Genomic DNA, 22,172 nt, shown 5'->3' with positions numbered 1-22,172 from the left:
TCCTTTGCCGCCTTCCTCTAACACGAATAGCTTAGAAAAAGAACAATGCAAAAATTTTTTAATGAAAGCCGTATAACAAAGTGTTATGCGGCTTTTTGTTTTTTATTGTATTCAGGCTGAAAAAATAGGGCGGGTGCATTGGGATAACCTCCTTTGCCGCCTTCCTCTAACACGAATAGCTTAGAAAAAGAACAATGCAAAAATTTTTTAATGAAAGCCGTATAACAAAGTGTTATGCGGTTTTTTGTTTTTTATTGTATTCAAGCTGAAAAAATAGGGCGGGTGCGTTGGCTATACTCGGTTACCCAAGTCACATACTCATGTATGCTCCTTGGGATAATCTTATTTGCTTCCTACCTAGAACGCGAAATGCTTTGGATAATCATCATATTGTCTATAGTAATAGCTTAGGAAAATATATTTTTAATATAGCGACATTATTCTGGTGAATAGTGTAGTTTCTTTAATTAGATCTTTGAGGAAATAACTTGAGCGTACGTGTTAGTTGGATTGAAGTTGGCGATAATGAGTGACTCTTGAGTCTCGCTGGCTTCAGCCATTAATATGCCATGGTTATCCCAAATAGCACTTCTTCCTGTGCCGAGGAATGAACCAGATACGCCGCAATAGTTTGCCATAATGACAGGAACCTGATGGTTTTTAGCGTAATTTTGTAATTTTTTCGTGTCAGCGTCATAGCCATTGGCTGTAATCAATACAGAGCTTAAGTAAAAAGAGGCGCCTTGATTGATGGTATCATCGGTGTGCTTTTCATGATTAGTATCTGCACATATTGCGAGTCCTAGCTGGTTTCCTTGACAATCAAAAGTGCATATAGCTGTACCTGGCGTGTAGTATTTGTCTTCCCCTGGGTGTAGATAAATTTTGCTGTAGTGGAAAGTAGCTTGATGAGGAGAAAGTACGAATAACCCTATTTGCGGCTGATCTTTTCCTATATTAATCGGTGCACCGGCAATAATCGTTATATTGTATTGATCAGCGAGTATACGTAGTGCTTCTAGCCTTGAGTCATTGTCAGTGAAGGCTAATTTTTGTGCGACATCATGTTCATAGCCTGTTAAAGATAATTCAGGAAAAATAATGACATTAACCTGATTTTTGATTGCTTGAGTGATGAGCCGTTGGTGGATTTGGATATTACTATTAACATTTCCATTGATGGGAGCAAATTGCGCAGCGGCAATGATGAAATCGTTTTGCACCAAATATTCCTTAACAGATGTAATGAGCAGAAAAGTAATTATATGTGTATAAAACTAAAAATACACAACCAGGAATATGCTGGCTATAGGGAGCACTAAAATTCTCATTATAGTAACTGCTCAAGACTTTATGGTGTTTCTGCTATAATGCGTTTTTCAGTCTTCTTTGTATGAAAGAGTTCCCATGCGATTAAACCCAGGCCAGCAACAGGCAGTTGAATTTGTCGATGGCCCTTGCCTTGTATTGGCAGGGGCTGGATCAGGTAAAACCCGTGTTATTACCAACAAAATTGCACACTTGATCCGCCAATGTGGTTATCAACCACGGCAAATTGCTGCTGTCACTTTTACCAATAAAGCCGCGCGGGAAATGAAAGAGCGTGTGGCACAAACATTAGGTAAAAAAGAAGCGCGTGGGCTCATCATTTCAACCTTCCATACATTAGGTTTGGAAATTATTAAGCGTGAATATAAAGCATTGGGTATTAAAGCCAATTTTTCGCTGTTTGATGACCAAGACCAAATGGCATTACTTAAAGAACTGACGTTTGATTTACTTGAAGAAGACAAAGATCTGCTACAGCAGTTGATCTCTTCGATCTCAAACTGGAAAAACGATCTGATCTCACCACAACAAGTTGTTGGGCAGGCACGAACGGAAAAAGAACAGCATTTTGCAGAGTGTTACCGTCGTTATGAATTACACCTAAAAAGCTGCAACGTATTGGATTTTGATGATTTAATCAGTAAGCCAACGCTTTTATTATACCAAAATGAAGAAGTGCGAGAGCGCTGGCAGCAAAAAATTCGTTATTTGCTGGTGGATGAATACCAAGATACCAATACCAGTCAATACCAACTTGTTAAGTTGCTAGTGGGACAACGCGCTCGCTTTACGGTGGTTGGGGATGATGACCAATCTATTTATTCATGGCGTGGCGCAAGGCCGCAAAACTTGGTGCTACTTAGTCAAGATTTTCCTAAGTTGAACGTGATTAAGCTTGAGCAAAATTACCGCTCTTCAGGCCGAATATTAAAAGCGGCGAATATCCTAATTGCAAATAACCCTCATGTATTTGAAAAGAAACTCTTCTCAGAGCTAGGCTACGGTGCGCCGTTAAAAGTTTTAACGGCAAACAATGAAGATCATGAAGCAGAGCGGGTGATTGGTGAGCTCATTGCCCATCACTTTATCAACAAAACGGAATACAAAGATTATGCGATTTTATATCGAGGTAATCACCAGTCGCGCATTTTTGAAAAAATGTTGATGCAAAACCGTATTCCATATCGTATCTCTGGCGGTACTTCATTTTTCTCACGTCCTGAGATTAAAGACTTACTGGCTTATTTACGAGTGTTGACTAACCCTGAAGATGACAGTGCTTTTTTGCGTATTGTGAATACCCCACGTCGGGAAATTGGCCCAAAAACGATTCAAAAGCTAGGGGAATGGGCGAACCAACGGGGAAAAAGCTTATATCAAGCCAGTTTTGATTTAGGGCTAGAGCAAACCCTAAAAGGAAAAGGATTAGAGGCATTACAACGGTTTACCCAGTGGATGGACAGTATTGTTCGAACATCAGAGCGGGAGCCGTTGATTGCGGTGCGTGATTTACTGCGTGAAATGGATTACGAAAGTTGGTTGTATGAAACATCAACCAGCACTAAAGCTGCTGAAATGCGTATGAAAAACGTCAACCAATTATTTACATGGATGAGTGAAATGGTTGAGGGGGATGAACTAAACGACCCGATGACGCTTGGCCAAGTAGTCACGCGTTTTACATTACGCGATATGATGGAGCGTGGCGAAGATGACGAAGAATCAGATCAAGTTCAGTTAATGACATTGCATGCATCAAAAGGCCTTGAATTTCCTTATGTTTTTTTAGTCGGTATGGAAGAAGGGTTACTGCCTCATCAAAGCAGTATTGACGAAAACAATATTGATGAAGAGCGTCGCTTAGCGTATGTGGGGATCACTCGAGCACAAAGAGAGTTGTTTTTCACTCATTGCCGTGAGCGCCGTCAATATGGCGAATTAATTCGACCTGAGCTTAGCCGTTTCCTACTTGAATTACCGCAAGATGACCTTGAATGGGAGCAACAGCGAAAAGTGGTAAGTGCCGAAGAGCGTATGCAAAAGGGGCAATCCGCACTAGCTGATATCAAGGCGCGTTTAGGACTAAATAAGAAAAGCGAGCCATAATCATTTATTGAGGTTCCACACTAGAGTGACTCTAGTGTGGAAATAATTAACAATTTGAACTGTTACGTTCTTCTAATTCTAGCATCCAATTTACATAACCTTGCCATTGCACTTCCTGTTGCAGGTTTTCTGCTCGCAGTGGATGTTCAGATAACCAGCGATATGGCAACACAATCGTGAGTCTATCTGCATTTGCATTTAATCTTAAAGCAGGCAATGTGTCATCACGTCGTCGGCTTGCAAAAATAATGGCTAATCTAAGTAAACGGCACAAACAATAGGCTTGTTGCATCGGTAGTGCATTTTGTTGGCTAAGCGGCGCTAAATCGACGGGGCCTTGTTGATTTTTTAATAAAGCCGCCAATAGCCGTTTTTGTGCAGGGGTATAGCCAGGTAAATCCAAGTGAGTGATCAAATAGCTGGCATGTTCAGAGCCTTTGCGAAAATCAACACTTAGGCCAATTTCATGCAACGCACATGCGCTTGATAATAAATCACGACAGCGGGTATCGAGTTGCCAATCTTTCGCCACTTGCAGATAAAAATATTCGGCTAACTGACGAACGCGGCTAGCTTGTTCGATATCGACTTGGAAACGACGCTGGATATTGCGTACAGTGCGAGCGCGAATATCTTGCTCAATCGGCAGTTCTAACATGCCATAAACGAGCCCTTCACGTAGAGCACCGCCTGCAAGTGTCATACTATCAATATCTAGCGCTTCAAAAATGGCAATTAAAATGGATAAGCCGCTTGGAAATACTAAAGCACGCTCGAAGGTTAAACCTTCAATTTCAAGCTCTTCAAGTTTTTGGCATTGAATGGCTTTGCGTTTTAGTTGCTGCAATTTAGGCAATGTAATAAGTTCATCCATGCCTTGTGCAATCATAATTTCTTGGATTGCTTGTACAGTACCTGATGCGCCAACGCAGATTTTCCAGCCGTGAGCTTTTAAGGTATCGGCAACGGGTTCGATAACCTTCCTTGCTGCTGCTTGTGCGGCTGAAAAATTGTCTTCTGTTAAGCTTCTATCACTGAAATAGCGCTCAAGCCATGTCACACAGCCCATCTCAAGGCTATAGAGCTGCTGTGCTTTTGCGCCAGTTCCTGTTACAAGTTCAGTGCTTCCCCCTCCAATATCCACCACCAAGCGTTGGTCGGGGCCGCCTGTCGTATGTGCAACACCTTGATAAATTAAGCGGGCTTCTTCTTCCCCTTGAATGACTTTAACGGGATTTCCTAGGATATTGCTGGCTTTTTCGATGAAAATATCGGCATTTTTCGCTAAGCGTAGTGTTGCAGTCGCGACCACACGAATTTGTGTTGTCGGAATATCTTGTAGATGTTCCGAAAAAAGTCGTAGACATTGCCAACCACGTTCCATCGCTTGTTCAGAAAGGTGATTGTTTTTATCTAACCCAGCAGCAAGACGGACTTTTCGTTTAACCCTAGAAATAACCTGTATGCTGCCAGCGGTTTCACGTACGACAAGCATGTGAAAACTGTTAGAACCTAAATCGATAGCAGCATAAAGAGAAGAAGATTTCAGCATAGCGTTTTTACTCAGCCTGGACGTTTATGGTTATTACGCGGACCATTGTGGCGGCGCGGTGCATTTGAATTGCGGCGCTGGCCTCCAGGGCGTGGGCGATGACGACGTTTAGGTGCGGGTAAGTCACTTAATAATGCATCGCTGTTATATTTACTCACTGGAATCGAATGTTGAATGTATTCTTCGATTGCAGGCAAGTTAAGAGCATATTCTTCACAAGCTAGGCTAATTGAATTACCACTTTCCCCTGCACGGCCAGTGCGGCCTATACGGTGAACGTAATCTTCACAGTCGTCAGGTAAATCGTAGTTAAAGACGTGGGTCACTGATGGAATATGTAATCCACGTGCAGCGACGTCCGTTGCCACTAAAATATCTAGTTGGCCCTGTGTAAATTGTTCTAAAATACGTAAACGTTTTTTCTGTGCCACATCGCCAGTCAGTAAGCCAACACGGTGACCATCGGCCGCTAAATGTGCCCAAATGTCATCACAACGGTGCTTAGTATTGGCGAAAATGATGCAACGCTCAGGCCACTCTTCTTCGAGAAGAGTCTGAAGTAAACGCATTTTTTCTTCATTTGAAGGATAAAAAAGCTCTTCTTTAATGCGATGGCCCGTTTTTTGTAAAGGCTCAACTTCAACATATTCAGGGTTATTCATTTGCTCAAAGGCGAGTTCTCTCACGCGATAAGACAGTGTGGCAGAAAATAACAGATTTAGTCTGTCAGCGGCCTCTGGCATACGACGGAATAACCAACGAATATCTTTAATAAAACCAAGGTCGTACATGCGGTCAGCTTCATCAAGTACAACGACTTGAATGGCGGCTAAATCTACATGGCCTTGTTTCGCATAGTCAATAAGACGGCCAGTCGTTCCTATGAGGATATCGACACCGTTTTGTAACACTTTTAGCTGTTCATCGTAGCCATCGCCACCATAAGCGAGCCCCATTTTCAGACCCGTATATTCTGCCAACTCTTTGGCATCAGAGTAAATCTGAACAGCGAGTTCACGAGTCGGTGCCATCATGAGTGCACGTGGCTGATTCGCTTTTTTCCCTTCAATAGCAGGGTGAGTTAATAGATAATGAAACGTTGACGTTAAGAATGCTAACGTTTTACCTGTACCTGTTTGCGCTTGTCCCGCAACGTCTTTGCCTTCGACAGTGAAAGGCAATGTTGACGCCTGTATAGGCGTGCAATAATTGAAGCCTTTCTTGTTCAGAGCTTCAATGACTTTAGGGTGCAATGCGAAGTCGGAAAACTTCTTTTCTGTCAAGTGTGCTTTACTCATAGTATGTTAGAATATCAGTTAACGGTTGGTTTACGAAAGTGTATCTTTTGAAATAAAGCATACTGCTGCCAATAATGTTACACTAAGTCTGCAAAAAGATGATTCTTTGGAGTACAACATGAGCGACAAAATTATACATATAACTGATGCAAGCTTTGAAACTGCAGTTCTGAAATCAAATTCACCTGTTCTCGTCGATTTCTGGGCAGCATGGTGTGGTCCTTGTAAAATGATCGCGCCTATTCTTGATGAAGTTGCTGAAGAATATACAGGCAAATTGACCATCGCAAAACTGAATATTGATGATAATCCGGCTACTGCTCCAAAATACGGAATTCGTGGTATCCCGACATTATTATTATTCAAAAATGGTAGTGTAGCAGCGACAAAAGTTGGTGCATTATCTAAAACGCAACTGAAAGAATTTCTAGACGAAAATCTGTAAGTTATCGTTATATGTGATCTAAAACGTTTAGCGGCGTATCTATTTTATCAAGAGAGTCGCTAGACGTCCTCATCTAAGCATGATAAGTTATCACTATTCCTCGTGTAGCACCCGTATGAATTACTCTGTATTCCATTGCTCTTATCTTATATATCAAGCTAGTTAGTTCAGTATTTTAATGATTTTTGATTATCAAAACTAATGGCACAATGATTTTAAATATGAAAACTGAGAACATAGACATTGAGTTAAGCACCCGCTAGATTCAATATTGTTGTTTCACATGAATTTTTCATATACCTTAAAGATAGTGCATAAGCAGTAGTATGACATAAGACGTTGTTAAGTCTTCGGATGTAAAAACGTATCGGGAAAAATTTAGTGTGCAGGGAATGTGTTTTTAAATGCGAAGCTGAACCTAAATTTGCGATCTTGGGATAGATGTTGTCCTAAATGTACAAAAAACTATTGCTAATGTTGTGTGTGTTTCTAATAATATGCCAAACATCGTTCAGATGAGCTATGGTCATATGTTAAAACAGATTTAGCAGTGGCTAGCACAAATTTTTATGCATTGTTGTTGGCTTTATTGAGTTGGCTACCAACAGGGCAGTTAAGTTAAACTGGCACTTAATAAATAAGTTGCCGTCAATTAACGTTCATAGTTCGAGAATTACCCCGAGTTAAAGAACCCACCATTATGAATCTTACCGAATTAAAAAATACGCCAGTATCAGAATTGATTACGTTAGGCGAAAATATGGGGCTAGAGAACTTAGCCCGTATGAGAAAGCAGGATATTATTTTTTCCATTTTGAAGCAGCATGCGAAAAGTGGTGAAGATATTTTCGGCGATGGCGTACTGGAAATATTGCAGGATGGATTTGGTTTCCTCCGTTCCGCAGACAGTTCTTACCTCGCAGGTCCCGATGATATCTATGTTTCTCCTAGCCAAATCCGCCGTTTTAACCTACGTACAGGTGACACCATTTCAGGAAAAATTCGACCTCCTAAAGAAGGCGAACGTTATTTTGCTCTCCTGAAAGTCAATGAAGTTAACTTCGACAAACCTGAAAACGCACGTAGTAAAATCCTTTTCGAAAACTTAACACCATTACATGCAAATAGTCGTCTTCGCATGGAACGTGGTAACGGTTCAACAGAAGATTTAACGGCGCGAGTTTTAGACTTAGCTGCACCAATTGGCCGTGGTCAACGTGGGCTGATTGTTGCTCCGCCAAAAGCAGGTAAAACGATGTTGCTGCAAAATATTGCCGCTAACATTGCACACAATTATCCAGATTGCGTTCTGATGGTTCTGTTGATCGATGAGCGTCCTGAAGAAGTAACAGAAATGCAGCGCTTAGTTAAAGGTGAAGTTATCGCTTCTACTTTTGATGAGCCAGCTGCGCGTCACGTTCAAGTGGCTGAAATGGTTATCGAGAAAGCAAAACGTCTGGTTGAACATAAAAAAGACGTCATTATCTTACTCGACTCCATTACACGTCTTGCTCGTGCGTATAACACCGTGGTTCCTTCATCTGGTAAAGTTTTAACAGGTGGTGTGGACGCAAACGCCTTACATCGTCCTAAACGTTTCTTCGGTGCTGCCCGTAATGTCGAAGAAGGTGGAAGCCTGACAATCATTGCAACTGCACTGGTTGATACAGGTTCGAAAATGGATGAAGTTATTTACGAGGAGTTTAAAGGTACAGGTAATATGGAACTGCACCTTTCTCGTAAAATTGCGGAAAAACGTGTATTCCCAGCGATTGATTACAATCGTTCTGGTACGCGTAAAGAAGAATTACTTACTTCACAAGACGAACTGCAAAAAATGTGGATCCTACGTAAAATTATTCATCCAATGGGTGAGATTGATGCGATGGAATTCCTCATTAGTAAGCTCGCAATGGCAAAAACTAACGAAGAGTTCTTTGATTTTATGAAGAGAGCTTAGTTGTTTTGGTTTCTAGCTTCAACGAAAGGTGCCTACATGGCACCTTTTTTTGTGCGTATATCACATCATGATATATTTGAATTAAAATCTTTTTGAAAATCCATCACTCATATTAATTTGATAGATTAGTATCTAATTTTAAGATGAGAGTATTGATAATAAGTATTGTTGGAGTAATTCAATGCTGTTTATCAGGTTTACTATTTTGACTGAAATTAGTTTTTTGGTTTATTAAAAGATGTGGGGTGTCGTGAAGGCTACTAATTGATTAACACTATTTCAGTGTATTGCTTTTATGGCATGCATCTTGCAGCTATTAAGTATAAAATGTGTCAGATTCCATTATTGAATGAGCAACACGAATAAAGTGTGTTTTTTAATAATGTTACAGTTATCTCTTTATGAATATAGATTCGTCTTATAGTAGATTTTATTACTGAGATGATAATGCAGTAGCGATTGCATTTTTATCGGCATTCGCCAATAAAAGTTTAGTATTGATAGTTAAATAAAAATATTAAGAGAGTCAAACAGTGGACACCATACACTTTGTAACCAACCTCTTCTACGTCTTCTTGTTTTCGTTAGTTTTTATTTTCTTCGCCCGTATCGTTGCGATAAAAATCGGGTTAGTTGATAAGCCTAACTTCAGAAAGAAACACGTAGGGCTTATTCCTCTTGTTGGGGGAATATCCGTTTTCTTTGGGATCTGTTTTGCATTTTATATCACAGAGGAATATATCCCTCATAAGTGGTTATACATTGCGAGTGCTGGGTTATTGGTTTTTATCGGTGCATTAGATGACCGATTTGATATTAGCGTGAAGTTAAGAGCAGGGGTTCAGGCGATTGTCGCGGTCGTTATGATGACAGCTGCAGGGCTTAAACTGGAATCATTGGGTCATGCTTTTGGCCCGTGGGAATTAGTATTGGGTCCGTTTGGTTATATTGTCACTTTATTTGCAGTATGGGCGGCGATAAATGCCTTTAATATGGTGGATGGTATTGATGGGTTACTTGGCGGGCTTTCTTCTGTTTCCTTTGGAGCACTAGGTTTCTTACTGTATCAAAATGGTAACTATGCATTAGCATTTTGGTGTTTTGCTTTTATTGCAGCTATTCTTCCTTATATCCTTTTAAATTTAGGTGTATTAGGCCGTCGATTTAAAGTCTTTATGGGGGATGCGGGAAGTACTTTAATTGGGTTTACGATTATTTGGATTTTGGTGGCTTCAACACAGGAAGAGGTTCACCCAATCAACCCAGTTACGGCACTGTGGATTATCGCAATCCCTCTGATGGATATGGTTGCAATTATGTATCGTCGAATCCGTAAGGGAATGAGTCCGTTTTCTCCAGACCGTCAGCACATTCATCATTTGATTATGCGCTCAGGTTTTACACCAAAAGGGGCTTTTGTTCTGATTACGTTGTCAGCCGCATTTTTAGCTTGCATTGGTATTATCGGTGAACGCTTAGCATTTGTACCAGAATGGGTAATGTTGGCATTATTTTTGCTTGTATTTATGATGTATGGTTATTGCATCAAACGAGCTTGGAAAGTCGCCCGTTTTATTAAACGAGTTCGACGCAAAGCGCGCAGGGGTGCAGTACGGTAACGAAAAAACGAAAATAGAGGTTCTGTGCAGTGAATAACTCAGAAACACAACCGAGTCAGCATCAAACACCAATAGAGCCAGAGTTGGATATCCGCGGTTTATGCCGCTCCTTGTGGCAAGGAAAAGTTTGGATCGTTGCATTTGCCGTGATTTTTGCGGCAATTGCATTGGGAGCATCCTATTTTATGCAGCCCAAATGGAGTGCGACAGCGATTACGGATTTACCAACTGTAAATAATTTGGGAAGTTATTACTCTCAGCAACAGTTTCTGCGCAACCTCGATTCCCGTATTAATAGTACTGGGCAAGAAGGGCAATTGCCGACAATTGCAAAAGAAGCTTATCAAGAGTTTACTAAGCAACTCGGTTCTTACGATACCCGCCGCCAATTTTGGTTGAGCACAGATTATTACAAGCAACGGTTAGAAAATGATCCAAAAGCGGATGCTGCATTATTGGATGAGCTCATCAATGATATTGAGTTTACACCCGCTGATGAAGTGAAAAATCTAACGGATAGTATTAAATTAGTGGCTGAAACATCAACAGACGCAAACCAGTTGTTACGCCAATACACGCAATTTGCGAATCAACGTGCAACCGCGAATCTGAATGATGAAATTAAAGGCACTTGGGCAACTAAAATGCAATCAATGAAAGCGTTGGTTAAACGTGAAGACATGGTGGCAACCGCCGCTTATGAAAGACGATTAAACGCGTTGGAACAAGCACTAAAAGTTGCTGAAAAACAAGGTATTGTGCGTAATCAAAGCGCAACACCAGTCGATGAAATCCCTGATTCTAAAATGTTTATGTTAGGTGCCCCATTATTACAGGCACAAATTGAAACATTAAAAGCAACGGGCCCAGATCATGACTCAGATTATGACCAAAACATCGCAATGTTATCAACATTAAGCGTTGGGCCTACTCTCCAAGATAATTTTCAAGCTTACCGTTATTTGCGTACGCCTGAAGATCCTGTCAAACGTGATAGCCCACGTCGAGCCTTTATGATGGTTCTATGGGGCGCTATAGGGTTATTAGTGGGTGCCGGAGTGGTACTTTCTCGCCGCCGTCCATCTTGATTTTGGGATAAGCCACTGACACATTTATCAGTGGCTTGATAAAGTCATTAAGCTTAAATAAGCAGCACACTGCAAAAGATAAATATAAGAGAGTCATCGTGAAAGTATTGACTGTATTCGGCACTCGACCAGAAGCCATCAAGATGGCGCCGTTAGTTCATGCACTGGCGAACGATGCTGATTTTGAAGCAAAAGTTTGTGTCACTGCACAACATCGTGAAATGCTTGATCAAGTACTGAAATTATTTGAGATCACACCCGATTACGATCTCAACATTATGAAACCAGGGCAAGACTTAACGGATATTACCTGTCGTATTCTTGAAGGGCTGAAAAGTGTTTTTGCCGATTTCCAGCCTGATGTTGTTCTTGTTCATGGCGACACTGCAACTACTATGGCAACGAGCCTCGCTGCGTTTTACCATCGTATTCCTGTTGGGCATGTTGAGGCAGGGTTACGTACGGGGAATCTTTATTCGCCATGGCCTGAAGAAGCTAACCGCAAAATTGCGGGGCACTTAGCGATGTATCACTTCGCCCCAACAGAAAACTCACGCCAAAATTTATTAAAAGAATCGATCCCTGATAGCCACATTTTTGTGACTGGCAATAGCGTGATTGATGCGCTGTTATGGGTGCGAGATAAAGTCATGAGCGACCAGCACATGATGGAAAAGTTGGGTGCAAACTACCCATTTATTGACCCTAATAAGAAAATGATTTTAGTGACAGGCCACCGCCGAGAAAGTTTTGGTGGCGGTTTTGAGCGTATTTGCCACGCATTGGCTGACATTGCTCAGGCTCACCCAGATGTACAAGTTGTTTATCCTGTGCATCTGAATCCAAATGTGAGTGAGCCTGTAAAACGTATTTTGCATAATATTGATAATATTATTTTAATTAGCCCTCAAGAATATCTTCCATTTGTCTACTTAATGAATCATGCCTACTTGATTTTGACTGATTCAGGGGGAATTCAAGAAGAAGCGCCTTCTCTCGGTAAACCCGTTTTAGTCATGAGAGATACCACTGAGCGACCTGAAGCCGTTGACGCAGGTACAGTTCGTCTTGTGGGAACAGATACACAAAAAATTGTTAACGAAGTTAATCGGTTACTGACAGATGATGCGGAATATCATGAAATGAGCCGCGCACATAACCCGTATGGGGATGGTCATGCTTGTCAGCGTATTCTTACAGCATTAAAAAGTAATCAGGTGAAATTATGAGTTTTGAAACTATTTCTGTTATTGGCCTTGGTTATATCGGTTTACCAACAGCAGCAGCCTTCGCATCACGTAAAAAACAGGTTGTCGGTGTGGATGTTAACCAACATGCGGTGGATACTATTAATCAAGGGAAAATCCACATCGTGGAACCTGAACTTGATATCGTGGTGAAGAAAGCCGTTGAAGAAGGCCATTTGAAAGCTTTTACAAAGCCACAGCCTGCCGATGCTTATTTGATTGCTGTTCCAACACCATTTAAAGGTGATCACGAACCCGATTTAGCTTATGTCCGTTCTGCGGCAGAGTCGATTGCGCCTGTGCTGAAAAAAGGTGATTTAGTGATCCTTGAGTCTACTTCTCCAGTAGGTACAACGGAGCAAATGGCACAGTGGATGGCGGAAGCTCGCCCAGATTTAACGTTTCCACATCAAGCGGGTGAAGACGCGGATATTGATATTGCTTACTGCCCAGAGCGTGTATTGCCAGGGCAAGTGATGGTCGAATTAATTAAAAATGACCGTGTTGTGGGCGGCATGACACCGAAGTCTTCACTGCGAGCGAGTGAGTTATACAACATTTTCCTTGAAGGGGAATGCGTGATCACCAATTCAAGAACCGCAGAAATGTGCAAATTAACGGAAAACAGCTTCCGTGATGTTAATATCGCATTTGCGAACGAATTGTCATTAATTTGTGCAGAGCAAGATATCAATGTGTGGGAGCTGATCAGCCTAGCAAACCGCCACCCGCGCGTGAATATTTTACAACCAGGCCCTGGTGTTGGTGGTCACTGTATTGCCGTTGACCCATGGTTCATTGTTGCTCAAAATCCGAAACAATCACGTTTAATCCACACCGCACGTTTAGTGAATGACGGCAAGCCAATTTGGGTCGTTGATCAAGTGAAAGCAGCTGTTGCGGATTGCTTAGTGGAAACAGGCAAGAAAGCCAGCGAAGTGACGATTGCGTGTTTTGGCCTTTCGTTTAAACCGAATATTGATGATTTACGTGAAAGCCCAGCAATGCATATCACTAAAATGGTGGCGAACTGGAACCCAGGTAAAACTTATGCGGTTGAGCCACATATCGAAGAGTTACCAACATCGCTGAAAGGCATTTCTGAATTAGTTTCAATTGAAAAAGCGGTGAATGAAGCGGATGTGATCCTAATGTTAGTTGACCACAATGTTTTTAAAGGCATTCAAGGTTCAGCAATCCCACAAAAATGGGTTGTGGATACAAAAGGAGTCTGGCGTTGAAACGCATTCTAATCACTGGAGGTGCGGGGTTTATTGGCTCCGCAGTGGTGCGTCATATTATTGAGAATACGAACGACAGTGCGATTGTGATTGATTGCCTGACTTATGCAGGCAACCTTGAATCCCTCGCGCGTGTCGCGAGCAGTGAACGCTATGCGTTTGAGCAAGTGAATATCTGCGACCGACAAGCACTTGACCACGTTTTTGCTCAATATCAACCCGATGCTGTTATGCATCTGGCGGCGGAAAGCCACGTGGACCGTTCTATTGACGGTCCTGCCGCTTTTATTGAAACCAACATTGTGGGTACTTACACACTGTTAGAAGCCGCGCGTCATTATTGGTCTGTGTTAGATGAAGGGAAAAAAGCGGCATTCCGTTTCCACCACATCTCGACAGACGAAGTATACGGTGATTTGGATGGTCCTGAAGGTTTCTTCACAGAAACAACACCTTATGCGCCAAGCAGTCCATACTCTGCCTCTAAAGCATCCAGCGACCATTTGGTGCGTGCGTGGCAAAGAACTTATGGTTTGCCAACGATGATCACCAACTGCTCAAATAATTATGGGCCATATCATTTCCCTGAGAAATTGATCCCCTTAATTATTTTAAACGCCTTAGCGGGCAAACCACTGCCAGTGTATGGCAAAGGTGAGCAAATTCGTGATTGGTTGTTTGTGGAAGATCATGCACGCGCTTTACATTTGGTGGCAACAACGGCGCAGCCAGGCACAACGTACAATATCGGTGGGCATAACGAACGCCGTAATATTGAAGTTGTTGAAACCATTTGTGAGCTGCTGGAAGAGTTGCATCCGCAAAAACCACAAGGTGTAGCACATTACCGCGATTTAATTACTTATGTGAAAGACAGACCTGGTCACGACATGCGCTATGCTATTGATGCAGCAAAAATTGAGCGTGAATTGGGCTGGAAACCTGAAGAAACTTTCGAGTCTGGTATTCGCAAAACAGTGTTGTGGTATTTGAATAACGAAACGTGGTGGCGTCGTGTACAAGATGGCTCCTACGCAGGTGAACGCTTAGGCCTTGGCAATTAGGTGAAACCATGAAAGGTATTATTTTAGCGGGGGGATCGGGAACGCGTTTACACCCAATTACCCGTGGTATTTCTAAACAATTATTGCCTATCTATGATAAGCCAATGATTTATTACCCGCTTTCTGTCTTGATGTTAGCGGGTATTCGCGAAATTTTAATTATTTCGACTCCCGATGATTTACCGATGTTCAAGCGCCTATTGGGGGATGGACATGAATTTGGTATTGAACTGAGTTATGCAGAGCAGCCATCACCAGATGGATTAGCACAAGCCTTTATTATTGGTGAAGAATTTATCAATGGTGATAGCTGTTGTTTAGTCTTAGGGGATAACATTTTCTTTGGTCATTCGTTTAGCCCGAAACTGAAATCAGTCGCAGAACGCTCACATGGGGCAACGGTATTCGGCTACCAAGTCATGGACCCAGAGCGCTTTGGTGTGGTGGAATTTGATGATAATTTTAAAGCGTTATCTATCGAAGAAAAACCGACAAAACCGAAATCAAACTGGGCGGTAACAGGGTTATATTTCTACGACTCTCAAGTGGTTGAATTTGCTAAGCAAGTCAAGCCATCTGAACGCGGTGAATTAGAAATTACGTCTATCAATCAAATGTATTTAGAGCGCGGGCAGTTAAATGTTGAACTGCTTGGCCGTGGTTTTGCTTGGTTGGATACGGGCACCCACGACAGCTTGATTGAGGCAGGTACATTTGTACAAACCGTTGAAAAACGACAAGGTTTTAAAGTTGCCTGCTTAGAAGAAATCGCATGGCGTAATGGTTGGCTAACCGACGAACAAGTCGCAGCTTCCGCGCAGCAACTGAAGAAAACCGGTTATGGGCAATATTTAGAGGATTTACTCCGTGTCCGTCCGCGCCAGTATTGATGGTTTGCAGTGGGAGAGCGACTTCTTTCATCGCTCAACCGCAAAATTAAATTTCTCGGGGGAGAACCTCGAAACTGTCCTTGCTTATCAAATGGATGCGTACGATATCATCCAAGCCAAGGTTGCAGCATCTGAAACGTTATTGATTGATGACTTAACCAGTATGGGGTTTGCATTTGTCGAAGGTGAAATTGATTTTGCCCTCACTATTGGCACAGAAAATGCTTATCTAAAGGCGGGGTTAACGGTGGCAGATAGCATCGTTGCGGCGCAAGTGGATGACGTCCCTTTACTGCAACAAGCAGCTGCCTCTGTCTTTAGTAATAGCCGTTTTCGCGCGCCTTGGTATCGTGAAGGGGACAGCGGGCGGTTTTACGCGTTGTGGATAGAAAAAGCCGTGCTTGGTACGTTTGACCATACTTGCTTATTAGTCAAAGACGCCTCTGACCGCATTTTAGGTTTTGTGAGTTTGCGCCATATTGATGATGATACTGCACGCATCGGGCTTTTAGCGAAAGTGCCTGAAGCGCAAGGGCGAGGAATAGGTCGCAAGTTAATGTCTGCGGCATTCGACTGGTGTGTGCAACACCAAAAAAGACAGTTAAATGTTGCCACCCAAATCAGCAATGTTGCGGCATTAAATCTTTATTCACGTAGCGGTGCGGCGATTGCCAGTACCGCCTATTGGTTATACAGGGGACAACATGATTCCATTTAATAAACCACCCGTTGTAGGCACTGAATTAGAGTATATGAGACAAGCCATGGAAAGTGGCAAGTTGTGTGGTGATGGTGGTTTCACAAAACGTTGTGAAGAGTGGATGGAAAAACGTTTTAATTGCCCAAAAGTGCAGTTAACACCATCTTGCACCGCGTCATTAGAAATGGCGGCAATCCTGATTGATATTAAGCCTGGCGATGAAGTGATCATGCCGAGCTTTACCTTTGTATCAACCTCAAACGCATTTGTTCTGCGCGGCGCGAAAATTGTGTTCGTTGATATCCGTCCAGATACGATGAATATTGATGAAACGAAAATCGAAGCGGCGATTACTGAGCGTACGCGTGCGATTGTGCCTGTTCACTACGCAGGGGTTGCCTGTGAAATGGACACCATCATGGATATTGCCAAAAAACATGACCTATTCGTCATTGAAGATGCGGCACAAGGCGTGATGTCAACCTATAAAGGCAAGGCTTTAGGGACAATTGGCCACATTGGTTGTTACAGCTTTCATGAAACCAAAAACTACTCTTCCGGTGGGGAAGGTGGCGCGACGTTAATCAACGATAAAGACTTAATCAGCCGTGCTGAAGTGATCCGTGAAAAAGGGACAAACCGTAGCCAATTCTTCCGCGGACAAGTGGATAAATACACATGGCGTGATATCGGTTCAAGCTACCTGTTGTCTGATTTACAAGCGGCTTACCTGTGGGCTCAATTGGAAGAAGCAGACAAAATCAACGAACGCCGTTTATTGCTATGGAAACGTTACTACGAAGCGTTGCAACCGCTGGCGGATGCAGGCCGTTTAGTATTAGCGACTGTGCCTGAAGGTTTAGTGCACAACGCCCATATGTTCTACATCAAATTGAAGGATGTGGAAGAGCGTACTGAATTCAATGAGTTTATGAAATCTCACGGCATTTTAACTGTGTTCCACTACGTTGCACTACACACAAGTCCTGCGGGGCTGGAGTTTGGTCGCTTCCATGGTGAAGACAAATACACTACGAAAGAAAGTGACCGACTGGTGCGTTTGCCGATGTTCTACAACATGACGGATGCAGAACAACAAACAGTTATCGAACAGATTAAGGCGTTCTTTGCCTAATGTCGTTAGCTAGAGCCTCTGTTTGGACTGCTGGGTCTACCCTGATTAAAATCGGGGCAGGCCTGCTTATCGTTAAATTACTGGCGATTGCATTTGGCCCGAGCGGTGTTGGGTTGGCGGGGAACTTCCGCCAATTGATCACCGTTCTGGGTGTATTGTCTGGTGCGGGGATTTTCAATGGTGTCACAAAGTATGTGGCAGAGCACCATCAAGACCCCGTCAAGCTTCGTGCTGTTTTAGGGACATCATCAACGCTAATCCTCGGCTTTTCAACGCTGTTAGCCATTGTTTTCTTATTATTCAGTGGTGCTATTAGTCAGGTATTATTTGATAGTCCTGATTACGCCTCTGTGATTTATGCTGTGGCTTTTATTCAGATGGGGATAGCCTACGCAAACTATTTTTTAGCCATCCTAAAAGGTTATCGAGACGCATCGGGTAACGCTCAAGCTATCATTTTAGGGAGCTTAGTGGGTGTTGTTGCCTATTATTTGTGCTATACCTTGGGAGGATATGAAGGTGCGCTTGCAGGCTTAGCCCTTGTACCAGCCTTAGTTGTCCTGCCCGCAGGCTTGATGATTATTCGCCGTAAACAATTTGCACTGTCAATGCTTAAACCCGCGTGGGACAAAGCCATTGCAACGCATTTAGGTAAATTCACTGTTATGGCGCTATTAACGTCAGTGACATTACCTGTTGCTTATATCATGATGCGAAATCTATTGGCGGAGCGTTATAGTTGGGATGATGTCGGGTTATGGGCGGGGGTTAGCACCATTTCAGATGCTTACTTGCAGTTTATTACCGCATCATTTTCAGTGTATTTGCTGCCAACACTTTCCCGTTTACAGCATAAAAGCGAAATTTCATCTGAAATTATCAAAGCATTAAAATTTGTCTTACCCGCTGTCGCGGTGGCCAGTTTTATGGTTTGGCTCCTGCGTGATTTTGCCATTTGGCTGCTATTTTCTGAGAAGTTTACAGGAATGAGAGACCTTTTTGCTTGGCAATTGGTGGGGGATGTCCTGAAAGTTGGCGCATATGTGTTTGGTTATTTGGTGATAGCCAAAGCCGCATTGCGTTTTTATGTTCTGACAGAAGTGAGTCAATTTGTGTTGCTGATGGGTTTTGCTCACTGGCTTATTCCTGAGCATGGCGCAGTTGGTGCGGCACAGGCCTATATGGCTACTTATATCGTATACTTTATTTTATGTTGTTGCGTATTTTTGATTTACCGTAGGCGAGCATGACAACCTTAATACATGTACTGGGATCGAATCTCCCACACCATAATCAGACGGTTTTGACGTTTTTTAATAGCGTAATTAGCCAGGAAATGGCGCCGTCACAAAAACTGCATTTTATGGTCGTAAGCGATGATGCGCGGCTTGCTGACGCTTATCCGCAGCTCGAAATTGATATTTTTGAGAGTAAAAAAGCCATTGCAAATAGTGTGATCAAGCGGGCGAAAGCAGATCGCCGTACCCGTTTCTTCTTCCATGGGCAATTTAATGCACCGATTTGGCTGGCACTGTTATTTGGCCAAATCAAACCTCACCAATTTTGGTGGCATATCTGGGGTGCGGACCTGTACGAAGAATCCAATTCACTGAAATTTAAACTGTTTTATGTTTTACGCCGCTTAGCGCAAAAAAAAGTTGGGCATGTTTGTGCGACGCGTGGCGATTTATGTTATTTCCACCAGTCGAACCCGAAAGTGCCTGCTTCAGTGCTGTATTTTCCAACACGGATGGATCCTGCTTTAACGATAAGCGAACGTAAGCCACGTGAAGGCGAGCAATTGACTATCTTGCTCGGTAACTCAGGTGATCGCTCTAATCGCCATGTAGAGGCTCTGATTGCGATTAAACAGCAGTTTGGTGATAAGGCTCGCGTGATTATCCCAATGGGGTATCCTGCGAACAACCACGTTTATATTCAACACGTGGAAGACGCGGCAAATAGCCAATTTGCAGCGGGCCAGGTAGAAATCCTTAAAGAGCGTATGGAATTCAGTGATTATCTTAACGTGTTGAAGACCTGCGATCTCGGCTATTTCATTTTTAATCGCCAGCAAGGTGTTGGGACGGTTTGTTTATTAATTCAATTTGGCATCCCATTTGTGATCAGCCGCCAAAATACGTTTTGGCAGGATTTAACGGCACAAAACGTGCCTGTATTTTTTTATGGTGATGAATTGACGACCTCGCTGGTGGATGAAGCGCAACGTCAAATGGCTTTGTTGGATAAAGCTAATATCGAATTTTTTGCTCCAAACTTTACTGAGGGGTGGAAAACCATTCTCAGTATCGCGGAGGGGCGAGCATGACGCTAATGGAGTTAGGTGGCTTAGCGTTGGTCTACCTGATATCAATCATCTTTATTGGCACTTTGCTCTATAAAGAGTTTTTACGTGTCCGCTTTAACTTCAACATTTTCTTTTCAATGTTGTATTTATTGACATTTTATTTTGGTTTTCCGTTAACCTGCGCCTTAGTGTTCCAGTTTGATGTGGCGGTTGTGACAGCTGATTATCTCTTGTATGCGCAGCTTGCGGCGACCAGTTTTTATGCCATTTATTACGTGGCTTATAAAACGCGGCTATCGCGCAAAGTGGAGACTTCACGGCGTGCGCTGTTTAGTATGAACAAAGTCGAAACCAATCTCACTTGCATGTTATTAATCGCTATTGCGGTAGTGACGGTAGGTATTTTCTTCATGCAGAACGGTTTTTTACTATTCAAGCTGAAATCCTACAGCCAAATTTTCTCCAGCCAAGTTTCAGGGGTCGCATTGAAGCGGTTTTTCTACTTCTTTATTCCTGCCATGCTGATTGTGTATTTTCTGCGACCAACACAAAAACGCTGGATTTTCTTCCTTGTCAGCACCGTAGCTTTTGGTTTTTTAACCTATGTTATTGTGGGTGGGACAAGGGCGAATATCATCATCGCTTTCGCACTATTTTTATTTATCGGTATCGTCAGGGGGTGGATCACTCTGTGGATGCTGGGTGCGGCAGGTGTCGCCAGTATTGTTGGGATGTTCTGGCTGGCATTAAAACGCTATGGCTTGGATGTGAGCGGCTCCGAGGCGTATTACACTTTCTTATACCTGACTCGAGATACGTTCTCGCCATGGGAAAACCTCGCTTTATTACTCAGCCATTATGATGAGATGGATTTCCAAGGACTTGCACCGATTATTCGTGATTTTTATGTGTTTATCCCATCGTGGGTATGGCCAGAGCGACCAGATACCGTACTAAACTCGGCGAACTACTTCACTTGGGAAGTGCTGAATAACCATTCTGGATTAGCCATTTCACCGACTTTGATTGGTTCATTAGTGGTGATGGGTGGGGTGATTTTCATTCCGCTCGGTGCAATCGCGGTGGGGTTGATCATTAAGTGGTTTGACTGGATTTATGGCATGAGTTTGCAAGAGCCAAACCGCTATAAAGCCGCGATTATGCAGGCATTTTGCTTCGGTGCGATTTTTAACATTATCGTATTAGCGCGTGAAGGCGTCGATTCTTTTGTCTCACGAGTGGTTTTTTTCTGCTTAATTTTTGGGTTATGCCTGATTCTAGCAAAACTCCTGTATTGGTTATTTGAAAGTGCGGGGCTTATCCGCACAAAAACAGCTTCTTTTTTAAGAAGCCAACAACGTGAAAGTCGTTAAGGAAGCATCATGGAACCGTCATCAACTCAATCTTCATCTGTTCCTCAGTATTCGATTCGTGGACATAATATTTGGGGCTTCAAAGATATGGCCCACTTTTTGAATTATTTGTTTGCGAATGGTGAAACCAAAACGGGTACTTTGGTCGCGATTAATGCGGAAAAAGTGATGATTGCGGAGAAAGACACCGCGTTAAATACCTTATTAGGCCAAGCTGAATATCTGTACGCAGACGGGATCAGCATTGTGCGCGCCATTCGCCGTAAATACCCAGAAGCTCAGGTTTCCCGTGTTGCAGGTGCAGATTTGTGGGAAGGACTGATGGAAAGAGCTGGGCGCGAAGGTACGCCTGTATTCTTAGTCGGTGGTAAGCCAGAAATCCTCGAACAAACCGAAAGTAAACTGCGCGCTCAGTGGAATGTGAACATTGTTGGTTCGCAAAATGGCTATTTTACCGCCGAAGACCGTGGTGCTTTGTTTGAACGCATTCATGCGAGTGGCGCTAAAATTGTCACAGTCGCGATGGGGTCACCAAAGCAAGAACTCTTTATGCGTGATTGTCGCGTTATTCATCCAGACGCACTGTATATGGGTGTTGGCGGGACTTACGATGTTTTTACAGGTCACGTGAAGCGTGCTCCGAAAGTGTGGCAAAACTTAGGCTTAGAATGGCTATATCGCTTATTATCACAACCTTCACGTATTACTCGTCAGTTTAAATTACTGAAGTTTTTAGGCTACTATTATGGCGGTAAGCTGTAAGTTTATTTCTGAGTAATAATGTATTGATAAAGCGGGATTTTTCCCGCTTTATTTT

General features: G+C 42.7%; 18 protein-coding genes. 15 read left to right on the top strand and 3 right to left on the bottom strand.

The annotated features are described in order from the left end of the window. Nucleotides 1-467: 467 nt before the first annotated feature. A complete protein-coding gene (locus M1F05_RS19860; protein WP_206083060.1) occupies nucleotides 468-1,223 on the bottom strand; it encodes a carbon-nitrogen hydrolase family protein in 756 nt (251 codons plus the stop codon). Between the two features lie 184 nt (nucleotides 1,224-1,407). On the opposite strand from M1F05_RS19860, the gene rep reads away from it, so the two are divergent. Further along, nucleotides 1,408-3,435: a DNA helicase Rep gene (gene rep / locus M1F05_RS19855; RefSeq protein WP_206083062.1), complete on the top strand. Its 2,028-nt coding sequence runs from the start codon at nucleotides 1,408-1,410 to the stop codon at nucleotides 3,433-3,435. A 46-nt stretch (nucleotides 3,436-3,481) separates the two neighbouring features. Here rep and gppA read toward each other — a convergent pair whose 3' ends face one another. Together gppA and rhlB are read right to left on the bottom strand one after the other, a co-directional pair. Then, complete coding sequence (gene gppA / locus M1F05_RS19850) at nucleotides 3,482-4,987, bottom strand: guanosine-5'-triphosphate,3'-diphosphate diphosphatase (protein WP_206083064.1); 1,506 nt, start codon at nucleotides 4,985-4,987, stop codon at nucleotides 3,482-3,484. Nucleotides 4,988-4,998: 11 nt separating this feature from the next. Beyond that, nucleotides 4,999-6,285, bottom strand: a complete 1,287-nt coding sequence (gene rhlB, locus M1F05_RS19845; RefSeq protein WP_206083066.1) for an ATP-dependent RNA helicase RhlB — start codon at nucleotides 6,283-6,285, stop codon at nucleotides 4,999-5,001. A gap of 118 nt (nucleotides 6,286-6,403) precedes the next feature. Here rhlB and trxA point away from each other — a divergent pair, with 118 nt between their 5' ends. The 14 genes from trxA (at nucleotide 6,404) to wecG (ending at nucleotide 22,117) form a co-directional block, all read left to right on the top strand. Beyond that, nucleotides 6,404-6,730 (top strand): thioredoxin TrxA, encoded by a 327-nt coding sequence (gene trxA / locus M1F05_RS19840; protein ID WP_206083068.1) that lies wholly within the window; start codon nucleotides 6,404-6,406, stop codon nucleotides 6,728-6,730. Between the two features lie 700 nt (nucleotides 6,731-7,430). Further along, nucleotides 7,431-8,690, top strand: a complete 1,260-nt coding sequence (gene rho, locus M1F05_RS19835) for a transcription termination factor Rho (RefSeq protein WP_206083070.1) — start codon at nucleotides 7,431-7,433, stop codon at nucleotides 8,688-8,690. Between the two features lie 533 nt (nucleotides 8,691-9,223). Further along, nucleotides 9,224-10,309: a UDP-N-acetylglucosamine--undecaprenyl-phosphate N-acetylglucosaminephosphotransferase gene (wecA, locus tag M1F05_RS19830; RefSeq protein ID WP_206083072.1), complete on the top strand. Its 1,086-nt coding sequence runs from the start codon at nucleotides 9,224-9,226 to the stop codon at nucleotides 10,307-10,309. A gap of 29 nt (nucleotides 10,310-10,338) precedes the next feature. Next, nucleotides 10,339-11,397 carry an ECA polysaccharide chain length modulation protein gene (gene wzzE / locus M1F05_RS19825; protein WP_047755910.1) on the top strand — a complete coding sequence of 353 codons (1,059 nt, stop codon included), beginning with the start codon at nucleotides 10,339-10,341 and terminating at the stop codon, nucleotides 11,395-11,397. Between the two features lie 98 nt (nucleotides 11,398-11,495). Continuing rightward, nucleotides 11,496-12,626: a non-hydrolyzing UDP-N-acetylglucosamine 2-epimerase gene (gene wecB, locus M1F05_RS19820; RefSeq protein WP_206083074.1), complete on the top strand. Its 1,131-nt coding sequence runs from the start codon at nucleotides 11,496-11,498 to the stop codon at nucleotides 12,624-12,626. After that, nucleotides 12,623-13,885, top strand: a complete 1,263-nt coding sequence (gene wecC, locus M1F05_RS19815; RefSeq protein ID WP_206083076.1) for a UDP-N-acetyl-D-mannosamine dehydrogenase — start codon at nucleotides 12,623-12,625, stop codon at nucleotides 13,883-13,885. The genes wecB and wecC overlap by 4 nt, the downstream gene beginning before the upstream one ends. Continuing rightward, on the top strand, nucleotides 13,882-14,949 hold the full coding sequence (gene rffG / locus M1F05_RS19810; protein ID WP_206083077.1) for a dTDP-glucose 4,6-dehydratase: 1,068 nt from the start codon (nucleotides 13,882-13,884) through the stop codon (nucleotides 14,947-14,949). Before wecC ends, rffG begins: the two co-directional genes overlap by 4 nt. A gap of 8 nt (nucleotides 14,950-14,957) precedes the next feature. Next, nucleotides 14,958-15,839, top strand: a complete 882-nt coding sequence (gene rfbA, locus M1F05_RS19805; RefSeq protein ID WP_206083078.1) for a glucose-1-phosphate thymidylyltransferase RfbA — start codon at nucleotides 14,958-14,960, stop codon at nucleotides 15,837-15,839. Next, nucleotides 15,817-16,557 (top strand): dTDP-4-amino-4,6-dideoxy-D-galactose acyltransferase, encoded by a 741-nt coding sequence (gene rffC, locus M1F05_RS19800; RefSeq protein WP_206083079.1) that lies wholly within the window; start codon nucleotides 15,817-15,819, stop codon nucleotides 16,555-16,557. The genes rfbA and rffC overlap by 23 nt, the downstream gene beginning before the upstream one ends. Then, on the top strand, nucleotides 16,544-17,674 hold the full coding sequence (gene rffA / locus M1F05_RS19795) for a dTDP-4-amino-4,6-dideoxygalactose transaminase (RefSeq protein WP_206083080.1): 1,131 nt from the start codon (nucleotides 16,544-16,546) through the stop codon (nucleotides 17,672-17,674). Before rffC ends, rffA begins: the two co-directional genes overlap by 14 nt. Further along, nucleotides 17,674-18,924, top strand: coding sequence for a lipid III flippase WzxE (gene wzxE, locus M1F05_RS19790; RefSeq protein ID WP_206083081.1), 1,251 nt, complete (start codon nucleotides 17,674-17,676; stop codon nucleotides 18,922-18,924). The genes rffA and wzxE overlap by 1 nt, the downstream gene beginning before the upstream one ends. Beyond that, nucleotides 18,921-20,003 (top strand): TDP-N-acetylfucosamine:lipid II N-acetylfucosaminyltransferase, encoded by a 1,083-nt coding sequence (locus M1F05_RS19785; RefSeq protein ID WP_206083082.1) that lies wholly within the window; start codon nucleotides 18,921-18,923, stop codon nucleotides 20,001-20,003. The genes wzxE and M1F05_RS19785 overlap by 4 nt, the downstream gene beginning before the upstream one ends. Next, nucleotides 20,000-21,355: an ECA oligosaccharide polymerase gene (gene wzyE / locus M1F05_RS19780; protein WP_206083083.1), complete on the top strand. Its 1,356-nt coding sequence runs from the start codon at nucleotides 20,000-20,002 to the stop codon at nucleotides 21,353-21,355. Before M1F05_RS19785 ends, wzyE begins: the two co-directional genes overlap by 4 nt. A gap of 9 nt (nucleotides 21,356-21,364) precedes the next feature. After that, nucleotides 21,365-22,117: a lipopolysaccharide N-acetylmannosaminouronosyltransferase gene (gene wecG, locus M1F05_RS19775; RefSeq protein ID WP_206083085.1), complete on the top strand. Its 753-nt coding sequence runs from the start codon at nucleotides 21,365-21,367 to the stop codon at nucleotides 22,115-22,117. Nucleotides 22,118-22,172: the final 55 nt, after the last annotated feature.

The sequence above is a fragment of the Providencia sp. PROV252 genome (genome assembly GCF_033676005.1).
In the GTDB taxonomy this organism is placed as follows: domain Bacteria; phylum Pseudomonadota; class Gammaproteobacteria; order Enterobacterales; family Enterobacteriaceae; genus Providencia; species Providencia vermicola.
This window is presented reverse-complemented; position numbering and strand designations above follow the sequence as displayed.

Bases quoted from the DNA above. Each gene is read 5' to 3' on its own strand.
- rep (WP_206083062.1), top strand. From the start codon at position 1,408: ATGCGATTAAACCCAGGCCAGCAACAGGCAGTTGAATTTGTCGATGGC.
- gppA (WP_206083064.1), bottom strand. From the start codon at position 4,987: ATGCTGAAATCTTCTTCTCTTTATGCTGCTATCGATTTAGGTTCTAAC.
- rhlB (WP_206083066.1), bottom strand. From the start codon at position 6,285: ATGAGTAAAGCACACTTGACAGAAAAGAAGTTTTCCGACTTCGCATTG.
- trxA (WP_206083068.1), top strand. From the start codon at position 6,404: ATGAGCGACAAAATTATACATATAACTGATGCAAGCTTTGAAACTGCA.
- rho (WP_206083070.1), top strand. From the start codon at position 7,431: ATGAATCTTACCGAATTAAAAAATACGCCAGTATCAGAATTGATTACG.
- wecC (WP_206083076.1), top strand. From the start codon at position 12,623: ATGAGTTTTGAAACTATTTCTGTTATTGGCCTTGGTTATATCGGTTTA.
- rfbA (WP_206083078.1), top strand. From the start codon at position 14,958: ATGAAAGGTATTATTTTAGCGGGGGGATCGGGAACGCGTTTACACCCA.
- rffA (WP_206083080.1), top strand. From the start codon at position 16,544: ATGATTCCATTTAATAAACCACCCGTTGTAGGCACTGAATTAGAGTAT.
- wzxE (WP_206083081.1), top strand. From the start codon at position 17,674: ATGTCGTTAGCTAGAGCCTCTGTTTGGACTGCTGGGTCTACCCTGATT.
- M1F05_RS19785 (WP_206083082.1), top strand. From the start codon at position 18,921: ATGACAACCTTAATACATGTACTGGGATCGAATCTCCCACACCATAAT.
- wzyE (WP_206083083.1), top strand. From the start codon at position 20,000: ATGACGCTAATGGAGTTAGGTGGCTTAGCGTTGGTCTACCTGATATCA.
- wecG (WP_206083085.1), top strand. From the start codon at position 21,365: ATGGAACCGTCATCAACTCAATCTTCATCTGTTCCTCAGTATTCGATT.